The following is a 23321-nucleotide window of genomic DNA, read 5'->3' on the forward strand; positions in this document are numbered from 1 at the left end:
GTGGTGAGCTGAAACGAGAAAGGCCCCGGAGCGATCCGGGGCCTTTTTTCTGCTTTTGAATGCATCCCAACCAAGGTGGGCATCTACCAGGGCAACGACATGCCCGACGGCTGGCAATCACCAGAGCTGCGGCATGCCCGGTAGCCGCCAACCTTGGTTGGCGCCGTTCGGGCCACGTCTCAGCGCAGCAGCGCAATCACCACGCACACCACCACGAGAGCCAGCGCAGGCCATTGCATCGGCAGGAAGAAGAAGTGATGGGGTGCGGCCTCGCCCTTCTGCCGGGGCACACGATTGAGCCACAGGCCCAGCAGTACGTTCACCGCTGCGCCGATGCCTGCACCCAGCAGCACCTGGGGCAGTGGAGTGTTGCCCTTGGAGCCTTCATGCGGGAAGAAGTACGCCAGCAGCAGGATGGCTGCGATCGGCGTCACCAGCGTCATGAATCCCCAACCTCGATAGATCATCTTTGCAGACCGCGTAATAAACGACCTGTATTGGAACAGATCGGGTATCGCCCGGCCAAGAAGACCGTGTAGATCCACGCATGGCGTGGATCTACCGGCCGCGCCGCCGTTGCAGCGGCGCGGCCCTTTCCACTCAGCGCAGTCCGGTCTCGTTGCGGGCGATCACCAGGCGCTGGATTTCCGAGGTGCCTTCGTAGATCTCGGTGATCTTGGCATCACGGAAGTAGCGCTCCAGCGGCATTTCCTTCGAATAACCCATGCCGCCATGGATCTGCACCGCCTGGTGGGTGATCCACATCGCGGCTTCCGAAGCGGTCAGCTTGGCCACCGCCGCTTCCGTGCTGAAGCGCTTGCCCTGGCCCTTCACCCACGCCGCGCGCAGGGTCAGCAGCAGTGCTGCGTCCAGCTTGCACTTCATGTCGGCAATCTTGGCCTGGGTCATCTGGAAGGTGCCGATGGCCGCGCCGAACGCCTTGCGCTCCTTCACGTATTCCAGGGTCGCTTCATAGGCGGCGCGGGCGATGCCGATGGCCTGCGAGGCGATACCGATGCGGCCGGCATCGAGGACACTCATGGCGATCTTGAAGCCCTCGCCTTCCTGGCCCAGCACATCCTCAGCCTGCGCCACGTAATCGTTGAACTCGATCTCGCAGGTGGCCGAGGCACGGATGCCCAGCTTCGGTTCGGTCTTGCCGCGACCGAAGCCCGCCTTGTCGGTATCGATGAGGAAGGCAGTGATGCCGCGCGCGCCCTTGTCCGGCTCGCTCATCGCGAACAGCACGATGTACTTGGCCACCGGGCCGGAGGTGATCCAGCTCTTCTTGCCGTTGATCACGAAGGTGCCGTCGGCCTGCTTCACGGCGCGGCAGCGCATGGCCGTGGCGTCCGAACCGGACTGCGGCTCGGTCAGCGCAAACGCGCCGATGGCCTCGCCCTCGGCGATGGCACGCACGTACTTCTGCTTCTGTTCCTCGGTACCGTGGGTGAGGATGCCGTTGCAGAACAGCGAGTTGTTGACCGACATGATGGTCGAGTGGGCAGCGTCGGCGGCAGCGACCTCCACCATTGCCAGCACGTACGCGACCGGGTCCATGCCCGCGCCACCGTATTCGGTCGGCACTTCGATGCCCATCAGGCCGTTCTCGCCCAGCAGGCGGATGTTGTCCAGCGGGAACTCGCCGGTGCGGTCATGGTGCTCCGCGCTCGGGGCGATCTTTTCCTGCGCGATCCGCCGCGCCACGTCCTGCAACATCAACTGCTCTTCAGTAAAGCTGAAATCCACAACACCCTCCCGGGTACATGATGTTATGGGCCGCGCACGGCGTGCCCAGGTGCCCCGATTGTACCGGGGCCCGGCTGCTTCCGTACGCCAGCGACTTGACCGCAGCAGGCCTTCTCAGCGAATATATCTCTATATCGCGATAGGTAGATATTTATGGATCTTGAAGACTGGTCGACCCGCCTGAAGGTGTTCGCCGATGCGACCCGCGTGCGCCTGCTGGCGCTGCTGGAGCAGGAGGAACTGACCGTGGCCGAACTGTCGGCGATCACCCGGCTGGCACAGCCGCGGGTGTCCACCCATCTGGCGCGCCTGAAGGAAGCCGGCCTGGTTCGCGACCGCCGTGCCGGCGTGTCGGCCTATTACCGCTTCGACGAGGCCCAGCTGGACCCGGCGCAGCGTGCATTGTGGCATGCCTTGAGCAATGGAAGCGACGACCCGCTGCTTCGCCAGGACGCCGAACGCGTCGCCGCCGTGCTGGCCCACCGCGCGTCCGACCAGAACTGGGCCGACAGCGTGGCCGGCGACATGGAGCGCCACTATTCTCCAGGCCGGACCTGGGAGGCCCTTGCGCGCACCGCGCTGCCACTGCTGGAAACCGGCGACGTGCTGGACATTGCCTCCGGTGATGGCGTGCTGGCCGAACTCGTCGCCCCGCATGCCAAGCGCTACATCTGTATCGACACCAGCGCACGCGTGGTCGCCGCCGCCAGCGAGCGCCTGCGCCGCCTGCCCAATGTGGAAGTGCGCGAGGGCGACATGCATGCCCTGCCGTTCAAGGACGGCAGCTTCGACCTGGTGGTGCTGATGCATGCGCTGACCTACGCCAGCAAACCGGCGCAGGCGGTGACCGAAGCCGCACGCGTGCTGCGCCCCGGTGGCCGCCTGCTGCTGTGCAGCCTCGCCCGCCACGAGCACAAGGCAGCAGTGGAGGCTTACGGCCACGTCAACCTCGGTTTCAGTGACAAGGAACTGCGCAGGTTCGTCGACAAGGCCGGCCTGCAGGTGTCCAGCCTGGAGACGGTCACCCGCGAAAAGCGTCCGCCGCACTTCGAAGTGATTTCACTGATCGCCAACAAGCCCTGAGCCGAGACCGCCATGCCTGCCCTGCCCTGGTTGCATCCTGATCGTGCCAACGCCCTGCTCGACGCCCTGCGCGAGCGGATCCTGATCATCGACGGCGCGATGGGTACGATGATCCAGCGCCATGGCCTGCAGGAAGACGATTACCGTGGCGAGCGCTTCGCCGATGGCTACGACCATCTGCATGGCCCCGGCTGCGATCACGCAACACCGGAAGGCCATGACCTGAAGGGCAACAACGATCTGCTGCTGCTGACCCGGCCGCAGATCGTCGCCGACATCCACACCGCCTACCTGGAAGCGGGCGCGGATCTGGTCGAGACCAACACCTTCAACGCCACGTCGGTCAGCCAGGCCGACTACCACCTCGAACACCTGGTGTACGAATTGAACAAGGCCGGTGCCGCAGTTGCGCGAACCTGCTGTGATGCAGTGGCTGCGACCACGCCGGGCAAGCCCCGCTTCGTGATCGGGGTGATCGGCCCCACCAGCCGCACCGCCTCGATCAGTCCCGACGTCAATGATCCGGGCTTCCGCAACACCAGCTTCGACGAGCTGCGCGACACCTACCGCGAAGCGATCGAGGGCCTGATCGACGGCGGTGCCGACACCCTCATGGTCGAGACCATCTTCGACACGCTCAACGCCAAGGCGGCGCTGTATGCGCTGGAAGAGGCTTTTGATGCGCGTGGCGCTCGCTTGCCGGTGATGATCTCCGGCACCATCACCGACGCGTCCGGACGCACCCTGTCCGGGCAGACAGCGGAAGCCTTCCATGCCTCGCTGGCGCATGCACGACCGCTGTCGATCGGACTGAACTGCGCGCTGGGTGCCGATGCCATGCGCCCGCACGTGGAAACCCTTGCACAGGTCGCCGGCTGTTATGTCAGCGCACACCCCAATGCCGGCCTGCCCAATGCCTTCGGCGAGTACGACGAAACGCCGGAGGACATGGCCAGTACCCTGCGAGGCTTCGCCGAAGATGGCCTGCTGAACCTGGTCGGCGGCTGCTGCGGTTCCACCCCGGACCATATCCGTGCAATTGCCGAGGCCGTGGCAGGGCTGCCGCCGCGCGCCCTGCCCGGTTACCAGGAGCAGCAGGCCGCATGAGCACCTCGCCCTACACCCGCCTGTCCGGCCTGGAACCGCTGGTCATTACCCCGGATCTGCTGTTCATCAACGTCGGCGAACGCACCAACGTCACCGGCAGCGCGCAGTTCCGCAAGCTGGTCAAGGAAGGCCGCTACGAAGAAGCGGTGGACGTGGCCCGCCAGCAAGTGGCCAGCGGCGCGCAGATCCTCGACGTCAACATGGACGAGGGCCTGATCGATTCGGAAGCGGCGATGACCCGCTACCTCAACCTGATCATGTCCGAGCCGGACATCGCGCGTATCCCGGTGATGGTCGACTCCTCCAAGTGGAGCGTGATCGAGGCCGGCCTGAAATGCCTGCAGGGCAAGAGCGTGGTCAACTCGATCTCGCTGAAGGAAGGCGAGGCACTGTTCCGCGAACACGCACGCAAGGTCCTGCGCTATGGCGCCGCCGCGGTGGTGATGGCCTTCGATGAAAGCGGGCAGGCCGATACCTGCGCGCGCAAGGTCGAGATATGCACCCGCGCCTACCGCATCCTCGTCGACGAGATCGGTTTCCCGCCGCAGGACATCATCTTCGACCCGAACATCTTCGCCGTCGCCACCGGCATCGAAGAGCACGACAACTATGCAGTGGACTTCATCGAAGCCACCCGCATCATCAAGCAGACGCTGCCGCACTGCCATGTGTCCGGCGGTGTCTCCAACGTGTCGTTCTCGTTCCGTGGCAACGAAACGGTACGCCAGGCCATCCACTCGGTGTTCCTGTACCACGCCATCGCCGCCGGCATGGACATGGGCATTGTCAACGCCGGCGCCATGCCGATCTACGACGAGCTGGAGCCGGAACTGCGCGAGCGCGTGGAGGACGTGATCCTCAACCGCCGCAGCGACGCCACTGAGCGCCTGCTGGAAATCGCCGAGCGCTACAAGGGCAAGAAGGGCGCGGCAAAGACCGAGGACCTGGCCTGGCGCGAGAAGCCGGTGGCGCAGCGCCTGGCGCACGCGCTGGTGCATGGCCTGGACGCCTATGTGGAAGAGGACACCGAACTGGCCCGCCAGGCCTCCAGCCGCCCGCTGGATGTGATCGAAGGCCCGCTGATGGACGGCATGAACGTGGTCGGCGACCTGTTCGGCGCCGGCAAGATGTTCCTGCCGCAGGTGGTGAAGTCCGCGCGCGTGATGAAGAAGGCGGTGGCCTACCTGCTGCCGTACATCGAAGCGGAAAAGGCGCGCAGCGGCGACACCGCCAAGAGCAACGGCAAGATCATCATGGCCACGGTGAAGGGCGATGTGCATGACATCGGCAAGAACATCGTCGGCGTGGTCCTGGCCTGCAACAACTTTGAAGTAGTCGACCTTGGCGTGATGGTGCCGGCACAGAAGATCCTCGATGCCGCCCGTGAACACAACGCCGACCTGATCGGTCTGTCCGGGCTGATCACTCCGTCGCTGGAGGAGATGAGCCACGTCGCCCGCGAGATGCAGCGCCAGGGCTTCGAGCTGCCGCTGCTGATCGGTGGCGCCACTACCTCGCGTGCGCATACCGCGCTGAAGATCGACCCGCATTACAAGGCGCCCACGGTGTGGGTGAAAGATGCCTCGCGCGCGGTCGGCGTGGCCCAGTCGCTGATCTCGCGTGACCTGCGTGAAGCCTTCGTTGCCGCCAACGAGGCCGACTATGCCGAGATCCGCGCGCGCCACCGCAATCGCGGCGATGCCAAGCGCCTGGTCACGCTGGAACATGCACGCGGGCAGAAATTCCAGGGAGGATGGGACAGCTACACGCCGCCGGCACCGAACCAGCCCGGCCTGCACGTATTCGACGACTACCCGCTGGCCGAACTGGTCGACTACATCGACTGGACGCCGTTCTTCCAGGCCTGGGAGCTGGCCGGCAAGTTCCCGGCCATCCTCACCGACGAGATCGTCGGCACTCAGGCCAGCGATCTGTACAAGGATGCCCGCGCGATGCTCGAGCGCATCGTCGGCGAAAAGTGGCTGACCGCCAAGGCCGTGTTCGGCCTGTGGCCGGCCAACAGCGTCGGCGACGACGTGCGCGTGCAGCACCCGCAGGGCGAGACCACGCTGCACTTCCTGCGCCAGCAGGTGGACAAGCCGGCCGAGCGCCCCGATTTCTGCCTGGCCGATTTCATCGCGCCGGCCGACAGTGGCCAGCAGGACTGGATCGGCGCCTTCGCGGTGACCGCCGGCATCGGCATCGACGCCCACGTGGCGCGCTTCGAGGCCGACCATGACGATTACAACGCGATCCTGCTCAAGGCCCTCGCCGACCGCTTCGCCGAAGCGTTGGCCGAGCGGCTGCACCAGCGCGTACGCACGGAATTCTGGGGCTACGACCACGCCGAGACGCTGGACAACGAGGCACTGATCGACGAACAGTATCGCGGTATCCGCCCCGCGCCGGGCTATCCCGCCTGCCCGGAGCACAGCGAAAAGCGCTGCCTGTTCGACCTGCTGCAAGCCGAAGCGAACGCCGGCATGGCGTTGACCGAGAGCTTCGCGATGCTGCCCACCGCAGCGGTATCGGGTTACTACTTCAGCCACCCGCAGAGCCAGTATTTCGTGGTCGGCCGGCTCAGCCGCGAACAGGTCGGCGACTACGCACGCCGCAAGGGCGTGGACCGCGCCCAGGCCGAGCGCTGGCTGGCCTCCAACCTCGACTACGATCCCGAATGACACAGAAAGGGGCGGAGGGGATTAAGTCGTTTGTGCCCCAAACGACTTAATCCCCTCCGTCCCCTTTTTGCTTCATCATTCCGCGATGACTGTCCCCGTTGCCCGCCTCTCCAGCTTCTACCTGTTCTACTACGCAGCGCTCGGTGCGTTCACCCCTTACTGGAGCCTGTTCCTCACTGCGCGCGGCATGAGCGTGACCGCGATCAGCGTGATGATGGGCCTGTGGTATGCAACGCGTGTGGTTGCGCCCAGCACCTGGACCTCGCTGGCGGCGGCCTCGCCACGGCCGATCCGCCTGCTGCGTATCGGCTGCCTGCTGACCCTGATCAGCTTCGCCGCGTTCCTGCTTCCTCTGCCGCAGCCGTGGATGTATCCGGCAATGGTGGTGTTCTGCTTCTTCTACAACGCGGTAATGCCACAGTTCGAGTCGATCACCCTCACCCATCTCGGCAGCGACAGCCATCGCTACGGCCTGATCCGGGTCTGGGGCTCACTGGGCTTCATCGCCATCGTGACCCTGTTCGGCTGGCTGATCGAAGGTGACGGCACCTCCAGCCGCGCCGGGCTGCTGCCGTGGATGATGCTGCCGCTGTTCGTCCTGCTGGTCGCTTCCGCCTTCAGCAATCACTACGCGCGCGGCATCGGCCGGACCGAAGGCGACGCCAGCGGCTTCTGGCAGATCGTGCGCCGCCCTCCGGTACTCGCGTTCTTCCTCGCTGCCTTCATGGAGCAGCTTTCGTTCGGACCGTACTACACGTTCTTCTCGGTCTACATGGACCATCACGGCTACCGCACATCCACGCTCGGCCTGCTGTGGACCATCGGCGTGGTGTTCGAGGTCGGCGTGTTCTTCACCATCGGCCGTTTCTTCCGTCGCTACGACGCCAGCTGGATGCTGCTGATCGCGCTGGTCAGTTCCTGCCTGCGCTGGGCGGTCACCGCGCTGTTCCCGGAGAACCTGCCGGTGATGCTGCTGGCCCAGACCGCGCATGCGCTCGGCTTTGCTGCTTTCTTCGCCGCAGCCATGCAGATGCTGGCGACCTATTTCCCGGGCCGCCTCAACGGCCATGGCCAGGGCCTGCTGTACGGTTTCTCGTCCGGTGTCGGCGGCGTGCTGGGCGCGCTCATTGCCGGCCAGCTGTGGAAGATCGACGATGGCCGCACCGCATTCCTGGTGGGGAGCGGGTTTGCCCTGGTCGGCGCATTGCTGTGCTTCTTCGCACTGAGCATGCCGTTGATCCGTGCACGCCGGAACCGCTCCGAGGCCTGACGACGGCGCCAGTCCTACTGCTGCAGCAGTACCTGCTGCAGCGATGGCAGAAGCACACGGTTGCCATGCGCGCTGAGGTGGTCGCCATCGAAGAACAGCGGCCGGCCATCGCGCTGCGCCCGGCACAGCACGTCATCGCACAGCACCGGCATCGGATCCCACAGCACACCGCCTGGCAGGCCATCGACCACCTGCTGCAGGCTGCCCAGCATCGGTGCCCGCAACGTTTCCATCGCCTCGCGCATGCTGTCCAGACCATTGCGGCAGACCTCGTTACGTGAATTGAAGCGATCCGAGCATCGATACGGCGGCGCCGGCAGCACCGGTTTGGGCGCCTCCAGCACGATGCGTACACCACGCTCTGCCAACGGCCGCCATTGGGCGATCGCCTCCACCACCTCGGCCTCACGCCCCGCCGTGGCTTCCGGGGTCAGCTCGCCCGCCAGCTGCGCCTGCGCATCGAACAACACGAACTGATCGGACAAGCGCGGTATGCGCAGCGACACCAGCACCACGGCATCACCCGGCTGCGCACGCCGCGTGATGTCGGCGAGCACCGCCGCATCGAAATCGCCACAGCCCGCGCCCGCACCCCGCCACTTCTGCAGGCTCACCTGCGGGCATCCACCACGGCCATAGAGGACGACCTCCGAACCGGTCTCAAGCGCCAGTCGCTGCAGTAGTTCGATGTAGGCCATCGCATGCGAATCGCCGGCAACGAACACCCGCTTCGACGTACCGGCCGGCAGCGGCCGGTTGCAGGCCCCACGGGCATAGGTGCGCATGCTGCCGCCCGCGAAGCGCTGCTTGTCCGTCACCAGTGCACAATCGGGATAGTCGCCTGCCACGCTCTTGCCGTTGGGATACCAGTCGGCCGGATGCCGGCTGACCGTGCTCAGTGATATCCACGGTGCCTGCAGGTACAGCACCGTCTGGGAGCCGGCCGCGACCAGCAGCACAGCCGCACCTGCCAGCACCCAGCGACCCGGGCGCAGACGCTGCGCCCATGGCCCCCGGAACGGTTGTTCTACCCAGCGCCACGACACCCACGACAGGAGCAGCACCAGCGCCATCGCAGCGGTCATCTGCAGGGGCGTCTGCAGGCCCACGGTCCAGCGCATCAGCACGAACACCGGCCAGTGCCACAGATACAGTGAGTACGACAGCAGGCCAATGGTGCGCATCGGCCTGCTGGCCAACAGGCGTGCCACCCAGGCCTGCGGATGATGATGCAGCGCCCATAGCAGGCCTGCCGATGCAAAGGTCGGCAGCAGGCCATCAGGCCACGGTGAACGGCCGGCCCGTGCGCTCCACAATGCCCAACACAGCAAAGCCAACGCCACCACCGCGAGCAGCGAGAACACGGGCGCAGCGCGCTTCAATGCCGCCCCCGTCACTTGATCGAGTGATGCGCGCACGTGCAGCAACTGGAACAACAGTACACCAACACCCAGTTGCCACAGCCGCGTAGTGGTGGCGTAGAACGCCCACGATGGGGGTGCCTCGCGCAGGCCCAGCACCGCCGCATGCAGCAGCGACGCCGCGCTGACCACGGCAAACAATCCCAGGCTCATCCAACGCCCGCGCGCGCCGCGCGCCCAGGCCAGGAACAGCAGCGGGAACAGCAGGTAGAACTGCTCCTCCACGCCCAGCGACCAGGTATGGGTGTAGGGATTGAATTCGGCCTTGGGCGCGAAATAATCGTTGCCGATCAGCGCCAGTACCCAGTTGCTGAAGCCGAAGAATGCCATCAGCCCGGTCTTGTCACTGGCCTCGCTGAGCCAGGACTCGGGAATGAACAGTACGCTGGCGACGGCGGTCAACAGCAGGCAGCTGATCAGCGCAGGTGCGATGCGACGGATGCGGCGCGAATAGAAGCGCAGCATCGACTGCCACAGCGACAACGGCGGCAGCCGGTGCACCGACGCGCTGACCACAAACCCGGAAATGACGAAGAACACGTCTACGCCGGTGAACCCGCCTGGCAACCAGGCCGGGTCAAGGTGGAACACGATGACGGCCAGTACGGCAATCGCGCGCAGGCCGTCAATGTGCGGCACGTAGCCACGGCTTGGATCAGCGGTCATCCCTTTCTCCCGACCGCAGAGACAGTGCCGTCCGCAGTGGTTGCGCCTTTACCAGACCAGGTCGTCCGGCACCTGGTACTGCGGGTCCGCGTACGGATCTTCCTCGGCCGGCGCATCCGGATCGACCTTCAGCGCCACCGAGGCGGCGAACACCGCTTCGGACTGTGCCAGCACCTCGGCAGTCACCAGCAGGTAGCGGCCATTGAGCTGCACCACGCCCAGCTCACCGGCATTGAGCGCGGTCAGCTGTTCGGCGGTCACGTAGATGCGCTTGATCTTGCCGCCATACGGGAAGTGGCGGGCGATGTCCGCCGCCTCGGCGTTGAGGCTCTTGTCCTTCAGCAGTTCTTCCAGCTTGGCCTTCGCCTCGCGGCGAACGCGTGCTTCTTCCTGCTTCAGGCGCTCGGTCTCGATGCGCTCTTCCTTCTCCCGCTGCGCGCGGATGGCATAGGCCTTGGCCAGGTCCATCTCTTCGGCGCTGCGCGGCTTGCGCGGGCCCTGCTGTCCCTGGCCACCGCGCGCATGCCCGCCGGGCTTGCCCGCGCCACCATGACCGTGCCCGCGACGCTCGCCGGGCTTGTGTTCGCCCTTGCCTGCGCCCTGCGGCTTTCCATTGCCGTTGCCACCCTTGCCCTGCGGGCGGCCATCACGACGGGGGCCATCATTCTTGCGCTCGGGCTTGGGCGCGGGCTTGAAGCCCAGGCCCATCAGCTGGTCGCGGAGGGTATCGCTCATAGGATTCGGATCAGTAGTGCGGCGGCGGCGGTTCGCTCGCCGGATCAGAAGAATTCAGTGCGTTGCGGACCTTGCCCAGGTCTTCCAGCAGCACGCGCAGCACATCGGCGTTGCGCATGCCCTGCATGCGGGCATCAGCCAGCGCATCGCTCAGTTCGGCCAGCGCCTGTTCCTGGAAGGACACGCGCATTTCCAGCTCGACCAGGCGCGCTTCCAGCGCCTGCTCGCGTTCAGTGGGCATATCAGACATGCAACGAGCGCCCCCGGCCAATGCCGTAGTACGCAAGACCTGCAGCTTCCACTTCGCCCGGCTCATACAGGTTGCGGCCGTCGAACACCACTGCGTCCTTCAACTGCTCGCGCAGCTTCTGGAAGTCGGGGCTGCGGAACTGCTTCCACTCGGTGACCACCACCAGTGCATCGGCGCCCTGCAGTGCTTCGCCTGCCGTGCTGCAGAACGTGAGGTCGTCGCGCTCACCGAAGATGCGCTGCGATTCATGCATCGCTTCCGGGTCGTAGGCACGCACCGTGGCACCGCCTTCCCAGAGCTGGGCCAGCAGGCGACGGCTGGAGGCCTCACGCATGTCGTCGGTGTTCGGCTTGAAGGCCAGGCCCCATACGGCGAACGTCTTGCCGCGCACGCCTTCGTCTTCGCCCTTGTCGTAATGGCGCTGGATGAGGGCGAACAGGTGGCCCTTCTGGGCATCGTTGACCGCTTCAACCGCATTGAGCAGCTTCGGCTCCAGGCCATACTGCTGGGCGGTACGGGCCAGTGCCTGCACGTCCTTCGGGAAGCACGAGCCACCGTAGCCGGCGCCCGGATAGATGAAGTGCCAGCCGATGCGCGGGTCCGAGCCGATGCCCTGGCGGACCTGCTCGACGTCGGCACCCACGCGTTCAGCGATGTTGGCGATTTCATTCATGAACGAAATCTTGGTCGCCAGCATCGCGTTGGCGGCGTACTTGGTCAGCTCGGCCGAGCGCACGTCCATTTCCACCACACGGTCGTGGTTGCGGTTGAACGGCGCGTACAGGCGACGCATCACCGCCACCGACTCCTCGCTGGTCGCACCGATGATGATGCGGTCCGGGCGCATGCAGTCGGCGACTGCGTCGCCTTCCTTCAGGAATTCCGGGTTGGACACCACGTCGAAGGCGATGTCCGCGCCCCGCGCGGCCAGCTCTTCAGCGATGGCTGCACGCACCTTGTCAGCGGTGCCGACCGGCACCGTCGACTTGTTGACCACCACGGTCGGCACGCTCATGTGCCGGCCGATGGTGCGGGCCACGGCCAGCACGTACTGCAGATCGGCGCTGCCATCCTCGTCCGGGGGCGTGCCAACGGCGATGAACACCACCTGGCCATGCTCGATGGCGGCCGCCGCATCGGTGGTGAACGCCAGCCGCGAGGCGGCATGGTTGGCCTTCACCATCGGCTCAAGGCCCGGCTCATAGATCGGGATGATGCCCTGGTTGAGGCCATCGACCTTGGCCTGATCGATGTCCACGCAGACCACCTGGTGGCCTGCGTCGGCCAGGCAGGTACCGGTCACCAGTCCAACGTAACCGGTACCAAAAATCGCAACGCGCATATCCGTATTCGCTCCTGAATGACTTACGGCAGAACGCCCAGCAGCTCGACGTCGAACGTCAGCGTCGCGTTCGGGCCGATCGGGCCGCCCGGGGTGCCGTTCTCGCCGTAGGCCAGTTCGCCCGGGATCCAGAAGCGGTACTTCGAACCGACCGGCATCAGCGCGACGCCTTCGGTCCAGCCCTTGATCACCTGGTCCAGGCCGAACTCGGCCGGCTGGCGGCCGTAGGAACTGTCGAACACGGTGCCGTTGAGCAGCTTGCCTTCGTAGTTCACGCGCACCTTGCTGCTCGGCAGAGGACGCTCGCCGCTACCCGGGCGGATCACCTGGTACTGCAGGCCCGACGAGGTGGTCACCACGCCCGGCTGGGTCTTGTTCTTGGCCAGGAATGCGTTGCCCTCCGTGCGGTTGGTCTGCGCAGCCTGGGCGGCCTTGGCCTGCATTTCAGCCTGCTTGGCACCCATGAAGGCCTGGATGGTGGCGGTCGCGTCAGCTTCCGTCATCTTCGGCTGGCCCTTGGTCAGGCCGGTGCTGATCGCGTCAAACAGCGAGGCGACATCGATATCGTCCTTCAGCTGCGCCAGCGACGGGCCCACCGAGTAGGAGCCGATCATCTGCGACACCTTGACGCGGTCGACCTTCGGCGGCTGCGAACCCGGTGCCACGCCCGGCACCTGCTGGCCACTGCGGGCCATCACGACCTGGCGCAGGGCGGCATCGGTGGCCTTGGCCTGTTCCTGGGTGATCTGCGGCTGCAGGCCCTCGAACGAGCGCTCAACGGCGGTGCGCAGGGCGGCCACATCGATCTCTTCGGCGATCGGGGTGAACGACTTGGCCACGTCCAGGCCGATGGCATAGCCGAGCTTCTGCTTGGGGGAATTCAAGGTTGCGGTCTCCTTGGCGGCTGCGGGGGCAGCCGGTTGTTGCGACAGAGCGACACCCGAAGTGCCCATCGCCAGAATCAGAACCGACGCCGCGGCGCCGCGCATTCCCATCTTCATTCGCTGCATTCCTGGAAGTGTCTGGGCGCCGACGTCGGCGCGAAAAGAAGCATTGTCGCACGCATGCCGTCGATGTCGAGGCATGCGTGCCGGATATCAATGCGTGGCGGCTGCCGCCAGCGCCTTGTCGATGGCCGCGGTCAGCTGCGGATCGTCCGGCGTCACCTTGCTGGCGAACTGGGCAATGACCTTGCCATCGCGGCCCACGAGGTATTTGTGGAAGTTCCAGGCCGGCGCAACGCCGGTCGCTGCGGTCAAGCGCTGGTACAGCGGCGTGGCCTGGGTACCGACTACATGCACCTTCTCGAACATCGGGAACTTGACGCCATAGGTCAGGGTGCAGAAGTCCTGGATCTGCTTCTCGTCACCCGGTTCCTGGCCCTTGAAGTCATTGGAAGGGAAGCCCAGCACCGCGAAACCGCGGCCGGCATAGCGCTTCTGCAGCGCCTCCAGCCCTTCGTACTGCGGCGTGTAGCCACACTTGCTGGCGGTGTTGACCACCAGCAGCACCTGCCCGTGATAGCGCTGCTGCAGATTCACCTGCTGCTTGCTGGCCAACGGCCGGTATTCCAGATCGAGCAGGTCGGCCGCCAGCGCACTGGCGGAACCGGCGGCACCGGCCACCATCAGGGCCAGCAGGGACAGGCCGCGCAGGCGGCACGGGGAAACGGTCGGCAGGGGCATCAGAGGCGGTCCGCGGTAGCCATTCACAAGGCCCGGCCAGCGCTGGCCGGGAATCGGCCGAACTATAGCACCGGGCTCCGGCACCCCTGATGGCACAGGCCCACACGGGCTTTGCGCTGCGTGGCGGATGCGCTGCCCGGGCGCCATCGATGGCGCAGCGATGACATAGCATGGACATCACTGAATGGAAGGCGGCCCCGGGAAGACCCCTGCGGCAGTTTTATTTCCCTTTTAAATCAATCAAATAAAGGGATATTTCAGCAATCTGACCACCCCTGCCATCAGTTGGGGGCGGCAAGGGGTTGCACGTAGGCGTGCCGGTGTTATAGTTGCATACAACACCAGTCACCTGAGACAGGGGGAAGCCATGAACGTCCGGATCCGTCGCATCCTCATCGCACCCGCGGCCGTCGCTGTTTCGACCCTGCTCGTGCTGGCCTGGTGGGCCACGCCCACCGCCCCTGCTTCTGCCGCTGCTGAAAGTACGCAGGACGCAACGCTCTCCCCGGCAGGGAACGCCCCCTCCTCCCCCCCTCCCCCGCGTCGGCTGCACAGCGCGCTGTCCATGCCGTATTTCTCGTTCGCCCAGCCGCTGACCCCACGGAGCTGAATATGAGCGACATCCAGTGGAGCGACGGCGCTCCCATCTACCGTCAGTTGAAGGAGCGCGTGATCGCCATGATGCTCGACGGAATCCTCAAGCCGGGCGATGCCCTGCCTTCGGTGCGCCAGGTGGCCGCCGACTATCAACTCAATCCCATCACCGTTTCGCGCGCTTACCAGGAACTGGCCGACGAAGGCCTGGTCGAGAAGCGCCGCGGCCTGGGCATGTTCATGACCGAGCAGGCGGCCACGCAGCTGCGCAGCAGCGAGCGCGACCGTTTCCTCAACGAAGAATGGCCCGCGGTTCTGGAGCGCATCCAGCGCCTGGGCCTGAGCCTCGACGAATTGCTGCCCCAGGGGAAAGTCTGATGAATAGCACTGCAAGTGAGTCGGTCATCACCGCCCGAGGCCTGCGCAAGGCCTACAAGACCACGGTCGCCCTCGACAATGCCAGTTTCAGCATTCCAAGCGGGCGTATCGTCGGCCTGATCGGGCCCAATGGCGCCGGCAAGACCACCGCGCTGAAGGCCCTTCTGGGCCTGACCTCGGTGGAGGGTGAACTGAGCGTGCTCGGCCGCGACCCGCGACTGCACCGCGACGAACTGATGAACGACATCTGCTTCATCGCCGACGTCGCCGTACTGCCGCGCTGGCTGAAGGTCCGCGAGGCGATCGACTTCGTCGCCGGCGTGCACCCGCGCTTCGACCGCGCCCGTTGCGAGCGCTTCCTGGCCAACACCAAGCTGCAGCCGAAGCAGCGCGTGCGCGAGCTGTCCAAGGGCATGATCGTGCAGCTGCACCTGGCGCTGGTGATGGCCATCGATGCCCGCATCCTGGTGCTGGACGAACCGACCCTGGGCCTGGACATCCTGTACCGCAAGGAGTTCTACCAGCGCCTGCTGGAAGACTACTTCGACGAACAGAAGACCATCATCGTCACCACCCACCAGGTGGAGGAGATCGAGCACATCCTCAGCGACGTGATGTTCATCCGCGACGGCCGCATCGTGCTCGACGCGGAAATGGACGACGTCGGCCGGCGCTACACCGAGCTGCTGGTCAATGCCGACCAGCTGGACACCGCCCGCGCCCTGAAGCCGATCGACGAGCGCAGCCTGGCGTTCGGCAAGACCGTGATGCTGTTCGATGGCGTGCCGCGCACCCAGCTCTCCACCCTTGGCGAGACCCGCAGCCCGGGCCTGGCCGATCTGTTCGTCGCCATCATGAAGGGGACCTACGCATGAATGCCGTCAACCACCCCGTCAGCCCGATGGGCACCCTGCGCTGGCTGCTCAAGCGCGAGTACTGGGAGAACCGTGGCGGTTTCCTGTATGCACCGCTGATCGCCGGCCTGATCTCGCTGGTGATGAGCACCATCGGCATCGCCTTTGGCCTGTTCGCTCTGCATCGGGCCGCGCGTGATGGCGGCCTGCACATCGATGGCGAAGACGTGAACATCAACGGCCTGGACCTGGCCCTGCTGACCCGCGACATCAGCACCAAGGACCTGGCCGACCTCGGCAATGGCCTCGACCTGACCCTGGTGCTCAGCTCGGCCTGGCCGTTCCTGGTGCTGGCCTTCGTGGTGTTCTTCTACTGCCTGGGCGCCCTGTACGACGATCGCCGCGACCGCAGCATCCTGTTCTGGAAGTCGTTGCCGCTGTCGGACACGCAGACCGTGCTGTCCAAGGTGATCAGCGCACTGATCGTGGCACCGTTGATCGCGGTGATCGCTGGCATCCTCACCATGTTCGGTTTCATGCTGATCATCAGTGCCGTCGCGCTGCTGCACGGTGGCAGCCCGATGACCCTGATCTGGGGCCCGGCCAGCCCGCTGACCCTTGCCGCTGGGCACCTGGCCTGGATTCCGGTCTATGCCCTGTGGGCCCTGCCCACCGCCGGCTGGCTGCTGCTGTGCTCGGCATGGGCCAGGAGCAAGCCGTTCCTGTGGGCGGTGATGCTGCCGCTGTTTGCCGGCGTCATCATCAGCACCACCAAGGTGATGCCGCTGATCGGCCTGACCACGGGCTGGTTCTGGCAGAACATCGTCGGGCGCCTGCTGCTGGGCGCCGTGCCGGGCACCGACCTGGTGTACCGCCTAAGCGCCGATGAGGGCTCGCGCCGCGATCTCGAGTCGGTCGTCAGTCTGATGTCCCCCGCCTCGCAGCTGAAGTCGCTGGCGATGCCGGAACTGTGGATCGGCGCCGTCGTCGGTGCAGTGTTCATCTTCCTTGCCATCCGCCTGCGCAAGCGCGCCGGCGAGATCTGATCCCATCCATCTGGAGGCATTACCCATGCGTTCCCTGCTCGCCTGTTCTGCGTTGTTGCTGTTGCCGTTGTCGGCGCTGGCCGCCGATGCTCCGAACTGCAAGTTCACTGCTGCCCGCGCGCTGAAGCTGGACGTGGCCGGTGCCAAGACGGTGGTGTTCGAGGTCAACCAGCATGACCTGAAGGTGGTCGCCAGCGCTGGCGGCGGCCAGCTGGACGGCCGCGCCTGCGCGTCCAGCCAGGAATGGCTGGACCAGCTGGTACTGGACCAGCGCAAGGTGGGCGACAAGCTGGTGGTGAGCCTGCGCCGCGACGGCCGCCAAAGTGGCATCAGTCTGGGCAACAGCTACGCCTGGCTGGATATCCGCGGCAGCGTGCCGGACAACCTGCCGCTGCAGTTCAAGGTCGGCTCGGGCGATGCCAGCGTGGAAAACGCACAGTCCCTCAGCGTGGACGTCGGCTCAGGTGACGCGGTGGCCCGCGGCACCCGCGGCAGCATCCACGCTGCAGTGGGTTCCGGCGACCTCAACATCGATGGCGGCAGTTCCTTGAATCTGCTGTCGCTGGGTTCCGGCGACGTCACCGTACGCAACATCAGCGGCGACGCCAGCACCGGTACCGTCGGCTCCGGTGACCTGAAGATCACCGATGTACGTGGCAACGCGCGGCTGGACACGGTGGGCTCGGGTGACATCGAGTTCAAGCGCGTGCAGGGCAACGTTGAAGTGGGCGTGGTCGGCTCCGGCGGCGTCGACCTGGCCGACATCGGCGGCAATGTGCACGTCCGCAGCCACGGCTCGGGCGACATCCAGGTCGACGGCGTGCGCGGCACCCTGACCGTCGATCACAGCGGCAGCGGTGACGTCGATCATCGCAACGTCAGCGGGCGGGTCACTCTGCCGCGCAGCAAGTAACCCTCTTCCAGACACTATCAGGGGAACACCATGAACCTGTTGCGCCTGTTGCCCGCTGTGCTGCTGTCCCTGCCGCTGATCGCCTGCGGCGGCACGTCGTCCGCGCCCGACAAGACCGTCGGCAAAAGCGTCGCCGAAGCCACAGGTGGCGTTGGCGAGACCGTCAGAAACGCCATGGACGATGCCCGCAAGGATATCGCCCAGGGCAACATCAAGATCTCGGCGGACAAGCAGCCGCGTGCGGAGATCACCCCGGATGGCCGCCTGCTGATCGCGGGCAAGGAGATCGCTGCCAACGATATCCAGCGCCGCCATCTGCAGGACTACCGCGGCCACGTGGTCGCCATCGCGATGGACGGCATGGATGTCGGCCTGGCAGGCGCCAAACTGGGTGCCAGCGCGGCCGGCGAAGCGCTGAAGGGCATTTTCAGCGGCGACAGCGAAGGTGTCGAAAAGCGCATCAATGCCGAAGCCGAGAAGATCGAAGCCCAGGCCAAGCGCATCTGCGACCGCCTTCCGGCGATGCTGGCCAGCCAGCAGGCGCTCGCACGCGAACTGCCGGCGTTCAAGCCCTACGCGACCATGGACCAGGGCGACGTGGACGACTGCGGCAAGGACACCGTGGTCCAGCGCTAGGCCTGTGACAGATCAGCGCACCCGGCCGGCAGCGGCGTCCGGCTGCCGGCCGTAGTGCGCCGTCCGGCTTACAATGGCGGCCCCGGACGCCCCCGAACCGAATGTCATGAAGAAGCTGTTTCTGCTGCTGACCGCCCTGCTCTGCCTCGGCCTGGTCGGCTGTGACCAGGAATACCGCAACCACCGTGCCGAGCGCGGCAAGCCCAAGATTTCCGTCAGCGAAGGCATGGTCACCGTGCGTCGCCCGCCAGCACCGAACATCATCATCCTCGCCGATGGCACGATGAAGATGGACGAGATCCAGATTCCGCTGGACGACGGACAGAAGCAGATGCTGCAGACCATGTTCGGCAAGCTGCAGGTGCTGCGCCAGAACACCCTGGTGGCCGCACCGGCCGATCCCAACATGCAGCCGGTGAAGATCCAGCCGCCCGAGGGCATGGAAGTGATTCCGACGGACCTGATCCAGCGCATCCCCGAGTTCAAGGATTACACCGACACCTTCGGCAACATCGTCGCCGACCGTCGCTGAAGAAAAACGCCGCCCGAGGGCGGCGTTTCCTTTTGTAGAGCCGGGCATGGGCTCGGCTCTACAGATTACAGAATCCGGATCAACCGCCGCCACCGCCACCAGCCTGGATGCCACCGGCCGTCAGCGCGGCCGGGTCCAGCAGACGACGCAGCTCGGCTTCGGCCAACCCGCTGTCCTCCAGTGCCACGTCCAGCACCGGGCGCTGTTCCTTGTAGGCACGCTTGGCAATCGCCGCAGCCTTCTCGTAGCCGATGATCGGATTCAGTGCGGTGACCAGGATCGGATTACGCGCCAGCGCCTCGGCCACGCGATCCTCACGCACCTTCAGCCCGGCGATCGCGCTGTCCGCCAACAGGCTCGACACGTTGGCGAGCAGGGCGATGCCATCGAGCAGGTTCACCGCGATCAGCGGCAGCGTGACGTTGAGCTGGAAGTTGCCGGTCTGGCCAGCCACGGTGATCGCGGTGTGGTGGCCGATGACCTGCGCACAGGCCATCACGGTCGCTTCCGGAATCACCGGATTGACCTTGCCCGGCATGATCGAGCTGCCCGGCTGCAGTGCCGGCAGTTCGATCTCGCCCAGCCCGGCCAGCGGACCGGCGTTCATCCAGCGAAGGTCATTGGCGATCTTGATCAGCGCCACGGCCAGCGCATTGAGCTGGCCGGACAGCTCGACTGCATCGTCCTGCGCGGCCAGGCCTTCGAACTTGTTCTCGGCGCTGTCGAACTTGACACCGGTCTGCTGCTTCAGCGCCTTGGCCACTTGTGCACCAAAACGTGGGTCGGCGTTGATGCCGGTGCCGATGGCGGTGCCGCCCAGCGGCAGGCGACGCACGCGCTTCAGGCTGTCTTCGATGCGCTCCTGCGCCGAGGCCAGCTGTGCGGACCATGCGCCGAACTCCTGCTCGAAGGTGAGCGGCATCGCATCCATCAGGTGGGTACGGCCGGTCTTGACCACCTTGCGCAGGCTGCGGCCCTTCTTGTCCAGGGTCTTGCGCAGGTGCACCAGCGCCGGCAGCAGCTGCTCATGCGTCGCCAGTACCGCCGACACGCGCAGCGCGGTTGGAATCACGTCGTTGGAGCTCTGCCCCTGGTTGACGTGGTCATTGGGATGCACAGCGGCCTTGCCGGCCTTGCCGGCACGGTTGGCCAGGGTGGCGATGACCTCGTTGGCATTCATGTTCGAGGATGTACCCGAACCGGTCTGGTAGACGTCGATCGGGAAGTGCGCGTCCCAGTCGCCGGCAGCCACTTCGGCGGCGGCGGTCTGGATGGCCTTGGCCACATTCTTCGGCAGGTGGCCCAGCTCGGCGTTGACGCCCGCGGCGGCGCCCTTGACCAGGCCCAGGGCACGGATAAAACCGCGCGGCATGCGCTGGCCCGACACCGGGAAGTTCTGCACGGCACGCTGGGTCTGGGCGCCCCACAGGGCGTCCACAGGCACCTGCAGCTCGCCCATGCTGTCGTGTTCGATTCTGAAACCCTTGCTTGCAGCTTTGCTCATTGCATCAACTCCGCACTACTTCAGTTGGGGAAAGGGAAGCGGCGGCTGGCAGGGTGTCGCTTCCCGGGCTGGCGGCTGCGCCAACGATACTCCCTTGCCCGCAGCGTGGGATGACGAGCGCGGGCCAGATCGTTTCATCCGCAGGGCCGTGTTGTAGAACCGAACCTACGCTCGGCTGGCCCGTGGGCGCTGGATTACCCGGAGCAGCCGCGCGTGGGCTCGGCTCTACAGGGCACGCCTGCCCGGCACGTCGTAGAATATGGCCCCCGCCGCTCGTCCCAGCCCTGCCGACATGTCCGATTCCGCCCTGCTCGCCCTGTCCCCGCTCGATGGCCGCTATGCCGGCAAGGTCGATGCCCTGCGCCCGATCTTCTCCGAGTACGGCCTGATCAAGGCCCGCATCACGGTCGAAGTGGAGTGGCTGCTGGCCCTGGCCGCCGAGCCGGGCATCGTCGAGCTGGCCCCGTTCTCCGACGCCGCCGTCGCCCGCCTGCGCGCCTTGGCCGCCAGCTTCAGCCCGGCCCAGGCCGCGCGCGTGAAGGAAATCGAGCGCACCACCAACCATGACGTCAAGGCGGTGGAGTACTTCATCAAGGAACAGCTGAAGGACGACACCGAGCTGGCACCGGCGCTGGAATTCGTGCATTTCGCCTGCACCAGCGAAGACATCAACAACCTCAGCTACGGCCTCATGCTGGAGCAGGCCCGCCGCGAGGTGCTGCTGCCGACCCTGGACGGCATCGCCAACAGCCTGCGCAGCCTGGCCCACGCCCAGGCCGGCCAGCCGATGCTGTCGCGCACGCACGGCCAGACCGCCTCGCCGACCACCCTGGGCAAGGAACTGGCCAACGTGGTCGCGCGCCTGGAGCGCCAGCGCAGGCAGATCGCTGCCGTCGAGCTGACCGGCAAGATCAACGGCGCGGTAGGCAACTACAACGCGCACGTGGCCAGCTATCCGGACGTGGACTGGCCGGCCTTCGCCGAGCGCTTCGTGACCGGCCTGGGCCTGGTGTTCAACCCGTACACCACGCAGATCGAGCCGCACGACAACATCGCCGAGATCGGCGATGCCGCACGCCGCGCCAACATCATCCTGATCGACCTGGCCCGTGACATCTGGGGCTACGTTTCGCTGGGCTACTTCAAGCAGCGCCTGAAGGAAGGCGAAGTCGGCTCGTCTACGATGCCGCACAAGGTCAACCCGATCGATTTCGAGAATGCGGAAGGCAACTTCGGCATCGCCAACGCGCTGTTCGAGCACTTCAGCGCGAAGCTGCCGATCAGCCGCTGGCAGCGTGACCTGACCGATTCCACCGTGCTGCGTGCACTGGGCACCGCGTTCGGCCACAGCCAGGTGGCACTGGACTCGCTGGCCAAGGGCCTGGGCAAGCTGGAAGTGAACCCGCAGCGGCTGGACGCGGATCTGGACGCGGCCTGGGAAGTGCTGGCCGAAGCCGTGCAGACGGTGATGCGCCGCCATGGCCTGCCGAATCCGTACGAGCAGCTGAAGGCGCTGACCCGTGGCCAGGGCATCACCGCCGAGTCGATGCGTGCGTTCGTGCAGGGGCTGGAGCTGCCGGCGGATGCGAAGCAGCGCCTGCTGGAGATGACCCCGGGCAGCTACACCGGTCTGGCGGAATCGCTGGCGAAGAAGATCTAAGGGGTTTCCTTTGCGGCGGCGGCCGCGGGCGCTGCCTGCGGCAGGCTGGTACTGCCACGGCAACAGCAACAGCAACGTCAAAAACGGCTCTGGATTGCTGTCGTGCTTGGCGGGGCGGGTTGGGTTCGCGGGGGACGCCGTGAATCCGTCCGTGGAGCAACTGTGTTGATGGAGGAGCTTGGCCCCTCCATGAGACGGGCACGGTAGTGCCGGCCGCTGGCCGGCAGCCTTTGGTCTTGCGCCCTGCCTGGCCTTAGGCTGGGACCAACCCGTTTTCAGCGTCGCGCACCCGGGCGTTGAGGATCACCAGCATCTTCCGCATCACCGCCACGATGGCTACTTTTCCTTCTTTGCCTCGGGCTCGCAGCGACTGGTAGAAATCGCGCAGTTGAGGTTCATGCCGCATGGCCGACATGCTGGCCATGTAGAGCACCTGGCGGATCTCGGCTCTGCCGCCATGGATGCTGCGTTTCCCTCGCATGGTTCCGCTGTCGTGGGACATCGGAGCCACACCGACGAGGCTGGCGATGGCCTTGCCGCTGATCTTTCCCAACTCGGGAAGATAGCTTGCCAATACCGCCTGCAGGCCAGGGCCAACGCCCTTCATCGACTTCAGGACAGCCAGTTGAGGCTGCTGGGTAACCTGCTCGGCAATTTGCTTTCCCAGACGTTCAACCAGCGTCTGCAAGCGGGTGATGTTGGCCTGCAGTAGCCGGCGCAATTCACGATCACCGACCATTTCCAGCTGCTGCCGCGCGATGGTCAGCGCGTGCATCGCCTGTCGACGTGCCCGCACGAATTCCCGCATTTTCTGCTGCCAAGGCTCCAGCGGTTGGTAGGCCGGAAGTTTCACCAAGGCCGCCATCTGCGCCAATGCATAGGCATCCAACCGGTCGGTCTTGGCCATCTGCCCCATCCCCTGAGCCAGCCTGCGGGCCCGCAGGGCATTGGCGCGGACCACCGGATGGCCCACTGCGTGCAGAAAATCCAGCACCGGTCGTTCGTAGCCGCCGGTGGCTTCCAGCACGATCTGGCTGACCGGACGCTTCTTCAGCCAAACATCCAATTCAGAAAAGCCGGAGCGGTTATTGCAGACCTGCAGGGTCTCTCCGTCCGTCGTGCCGACATCCAGTTGGCGCTTGCTGACATCAATCCCGATCCCGTTCATCACCGGACTCCGTATAGTCTGGAAGGGTCGAGAGCTCCCCCGCTTGC

21 protein-coding genes are annotated in these 23321 nt (G+C 65.6%); 11 read left to right on the forward strand and 10 right to left on the reverse strand.

The genetic code is table 11. From position 1 onward, the window contains the following. Positions 1–179: 179 nt before the first annotated feature. Positions 180–443 (reverse strand): hypothetical protein, encoded by a 264-nt coding sequence (locus GOC52_RS13305; protein ID WP_019337351.1) that lies wholly within the window; start codon positions 441–443, stop codon positions 180–182. Positions 444–600: 157 nt separating this feature from the next. Continuing rightward, complete coding sequence (locus tag GOC52_RS13310; protein WP_019337352.1) at positions 601–1749, reverse strand: acyl-CoA dehydrogenase family protein; 1149 nt, start codon at positions 1747–1749, stop codon at positions 601–603. Positions 1750–1902: 153 nt separating this feature from the next. On the opposite strand from GOC52_RS13310, the gene GOC52_RS13315 reads away from it, so the two are divergent. The 4 genes from GOC52_RS13315 to GOC52_RS13330 all read left to right on the forward strand — a co-directional run bounded on the left by GOC52_RS13315 (position 1903) and on the right by GOC52_RS13330 (position 7890). Beyond that, a complete protein-coding gene (locus GOC52_RS13315) occupies positions 1903–2832 on the forward strand; it encodes an ArsR/SmtB family transcription factor (protein WP_010480432.1) in 930 nt (309 codons plus the stop codon). Positions 2833–2844: 12 nt separating this feature from the next. Then, on the forward strand, positions 2845–3939 hold the full coding sequence (locus GOC52_RS13320) for a homocysteine S-methyltransferase family protein (RefSeq protein WP_049412933.1): 1095 nt from the start codon (positions 2845–2847) through the stop codon (positions 3937–3939). Then, on the forward strand, positions 3936–6620 hold the full coding sequence (metH, locus tag GOC52_RS13325) for a methionine synthase (RefSeq protein WP_019337353.1): 2685 nt from the start codon (positions 3936–3938) through the stop codon (positions 6618–6620). Before GOC52_RS13320 ends, metH begins: the two co-directional genes overlap by 4 nt. Before the next feature lie 85 nt (positions 6621–6705). Then, a complete protein-coding gene (locus tag GOC52_RS13330; protein ID WP_191849628.1) occupies positions 6706–7890 on the forward strand; it encodes an MFS transporter in 1185 nt (394 codons plus the stop codon). A 14-nt stretch (positions 7891–7904) separates the two neighbouring features. Here GOC52_RS13330 and GOC52_RS13335 read toward each other — a convergent pair whose 3' ends face one another. From GOC52_RS13335 to GOC52_RS13360, 6 genes are all read right to left on the reverse strand, one after another. After that, a complete protein-coding gene (locus tag GOC52_RS13335) occupies positions 7905–9977 on the reverse strand; it encodes an acyltransferase family protein (protein ID WP_043402920.1) in 2073 nt (690 codons plus the stop codon). A 48-nt stretch (positions 9978–10025) separates the two neighbouring features. Further along, entirely contained in the window at positions 10026–10712 is a 687-nt protein-coding gene (locus tag GOC52_RS13340; RefSeq protein WP_057503349.1) for a DUF2058 domain-containing protein, read from the reverse strand. A gap of 10 nt (positions 10713–10722) precedes the next feature. Next, the gene (locus GOC52_RS13345; protein ID WP_019337356.1) at positions 10723–10962 is read right to left on the reverse strand and encodes a SlyX family protein; all 240 of its coding nucleotides are present in this window, start codon (positions 10960–10962) and stop codon (positions 10723–10725) included. Beyond that, positions 10955–12304, reverse strand: a complete 1350-nt coding sequence (locus GOC52_RS13350) for a UDP-glucose dehydrogenase family protein (RefSeq protein ID WP_010480421.1) — start codon at positions 12302–12304, stop codon at positions 10955–10957. The genes GOC52_RS13345 and GOC52_RS13350 overlap by 8 nt, the downstream gene beginning before the upstream one ends. 23 nt (positions 12305–12327) lie before the next feature. Continuing rightward, positions 12328–13305: an FKBP-type peptidyl-prolyl cis-trans isomerase N-terminal domain-containing protein gene (locus GOC52_RS13355; protein WP_010480420.1), complete on the reverse strand. Its 978-nt coding sequence runs from the start codon at positions 13303–13305 to the stop codon at positions 12328–12330. Positions 13306–13401: 96 nt separating this feature from the next. Further along, positions 13402–13989 (reverse strand): glutathione peroxidase, encoded by a 588-nt coding sequence (locus GOC52_RS13360; RefSeq protein ID WP_019337359.1) that lies wholly within the window; start codon positions 13987–13989, stop codon positions 13402–13404. Between the two features lie 612 nt (positions 13990–14601). On the opposite strand from GOC52_RS13360, the gene GOC52_RS13365 reads away from it, so the two are divergent. The 6 genes from GOC52_RS13365 (at position 14602) to GOC52_RS13390 (ending at position 18942) form a co-directional block, all read left to right on the forward strand. Beyond that, complete coding sequence (locus tag GOC52_RS13365) at positions 14602–14961, forward strand: GntR family transcriptional regulator (protein WP_006453095.1); 360 nt, start codon at positions 14602–14604, stop codon at positions 14959–14961. Continuing rightward, complete coding sequence (locus GOC52_RS13370; RefSeq protein WP_010480412.1) at positions 14961–15836, forward strand: ABC transporter ATP-binding protein; 876 nt, start codon at positions 14961–14963, stop codon at positions 15834–15836. The genes GOC52_RS13365 and GOC52_RS13370 overlap by 1 nt, the downstream gene beginning before the upstream one ends. Further along, the gene (locus GOC52_RS13375) at positions 15833–16861 is read left to right on the forward strand and encodes an ABC-2 transporter permease (protein WP_010480410.1); all 1029 of its coding nucleotides are present in this window, start codon (positions 15833–15835) and stop codon (positions 16859–16861) included. The genes GOC52_RS13370 and GOC52_RS13375 overlap by 4 nt, the downstream gene beginning before the upstream one ends. Positions 16862–16886: 25 nt before the next feature. Then, positions 16887–17774 carry a DUF4097 family beta strand repeat-containing protein gene (locus tag GOC52_RS13380; protein ID WP_019337362.1) on the forward strand — a complete coding sequence of 296 codons (888 nt, stop codon included), beginning with the start codon at positions 16887–16889 and terminating at the stop codon, positions 17772–17774. Between the two features lie 30 nt (positions 17775–17804). Further along, entirely contained in the window at positions 17805–18410 is a 606-nt protein-coding gene (locus tag GOC52_RS13385) for a YggN family protein (protein ID WP_010480405.1), read from the forward strand. Positions 18411–18516: 106 nt separating this feature from the next. Next, positions 18517–18942, forward strand: coding sequence for a hypothetical protein (locus GOC52_RS13390; RefSeq protein WP_010480403.1), 426 nt, complete (start codon positions 18517–18519; stop codon positions 18940–18942). Positions 18943–19021: 79 nt separating this feature from the next. Here GOC52_RS13390 and GOC52_RS13395 read toward each other — a convergent pair whose 3' ends face one another. After that, on the reverse strand, positions 19022–20446 hold the full coding sequence (locus GOC52_RS13395) for a class II fumarate hydratase (protein ID WP_191849630.1): 1425 nt from the start codon (positions 20444–20446) through the stop codon (positions 19022–19024). Between the two features lie 292 nt (positions 20447–20738). Between GOC52_RS13395 and purB the strand changes: the two genes are divergently transcribed. Further along, positions 20739–22106, forward strand: a complete 1368-nt coding sequence (purB, locus tag GOC52_RS13400; RefSeq protein WP_010480398.1) for an adenylosuccinate lyase — start codon at positions 20739–20741, stop codon at positions 22104–22106. Between the two features lie 253 nt (positions 22107–22359). Here purB and GOC52_RS13405 read toward each other — a convergent pair whose 3' ends face one another. Further along, the gene (locus GOC52_RS13405) at positions 22360–23274 is read right to left on the reverse strand and encodes an IS110 family RNA-guided transposase (protein ID WP_010480741.1); all 915 of its coding nucleotides are present in this window, start codon (positions 23272–23274) and stop codon (positions 22360–22362) included. Positions 23275–23321: the final 47 nt, after the last annotated feature.

Origin of the sequence: Stenotrophomonas sp. SXG-1 (assembly GCF_014083965.1) — a bacterium.
In the GTDB taxonomy this organism is placed as follows: Bacteria; Pseudomonadota; Gammaproteobacteria; order Xanthomonadales; family Xanthomonadaceae; genus Stenotrophomonas; species Stenotrophomonas geniculata.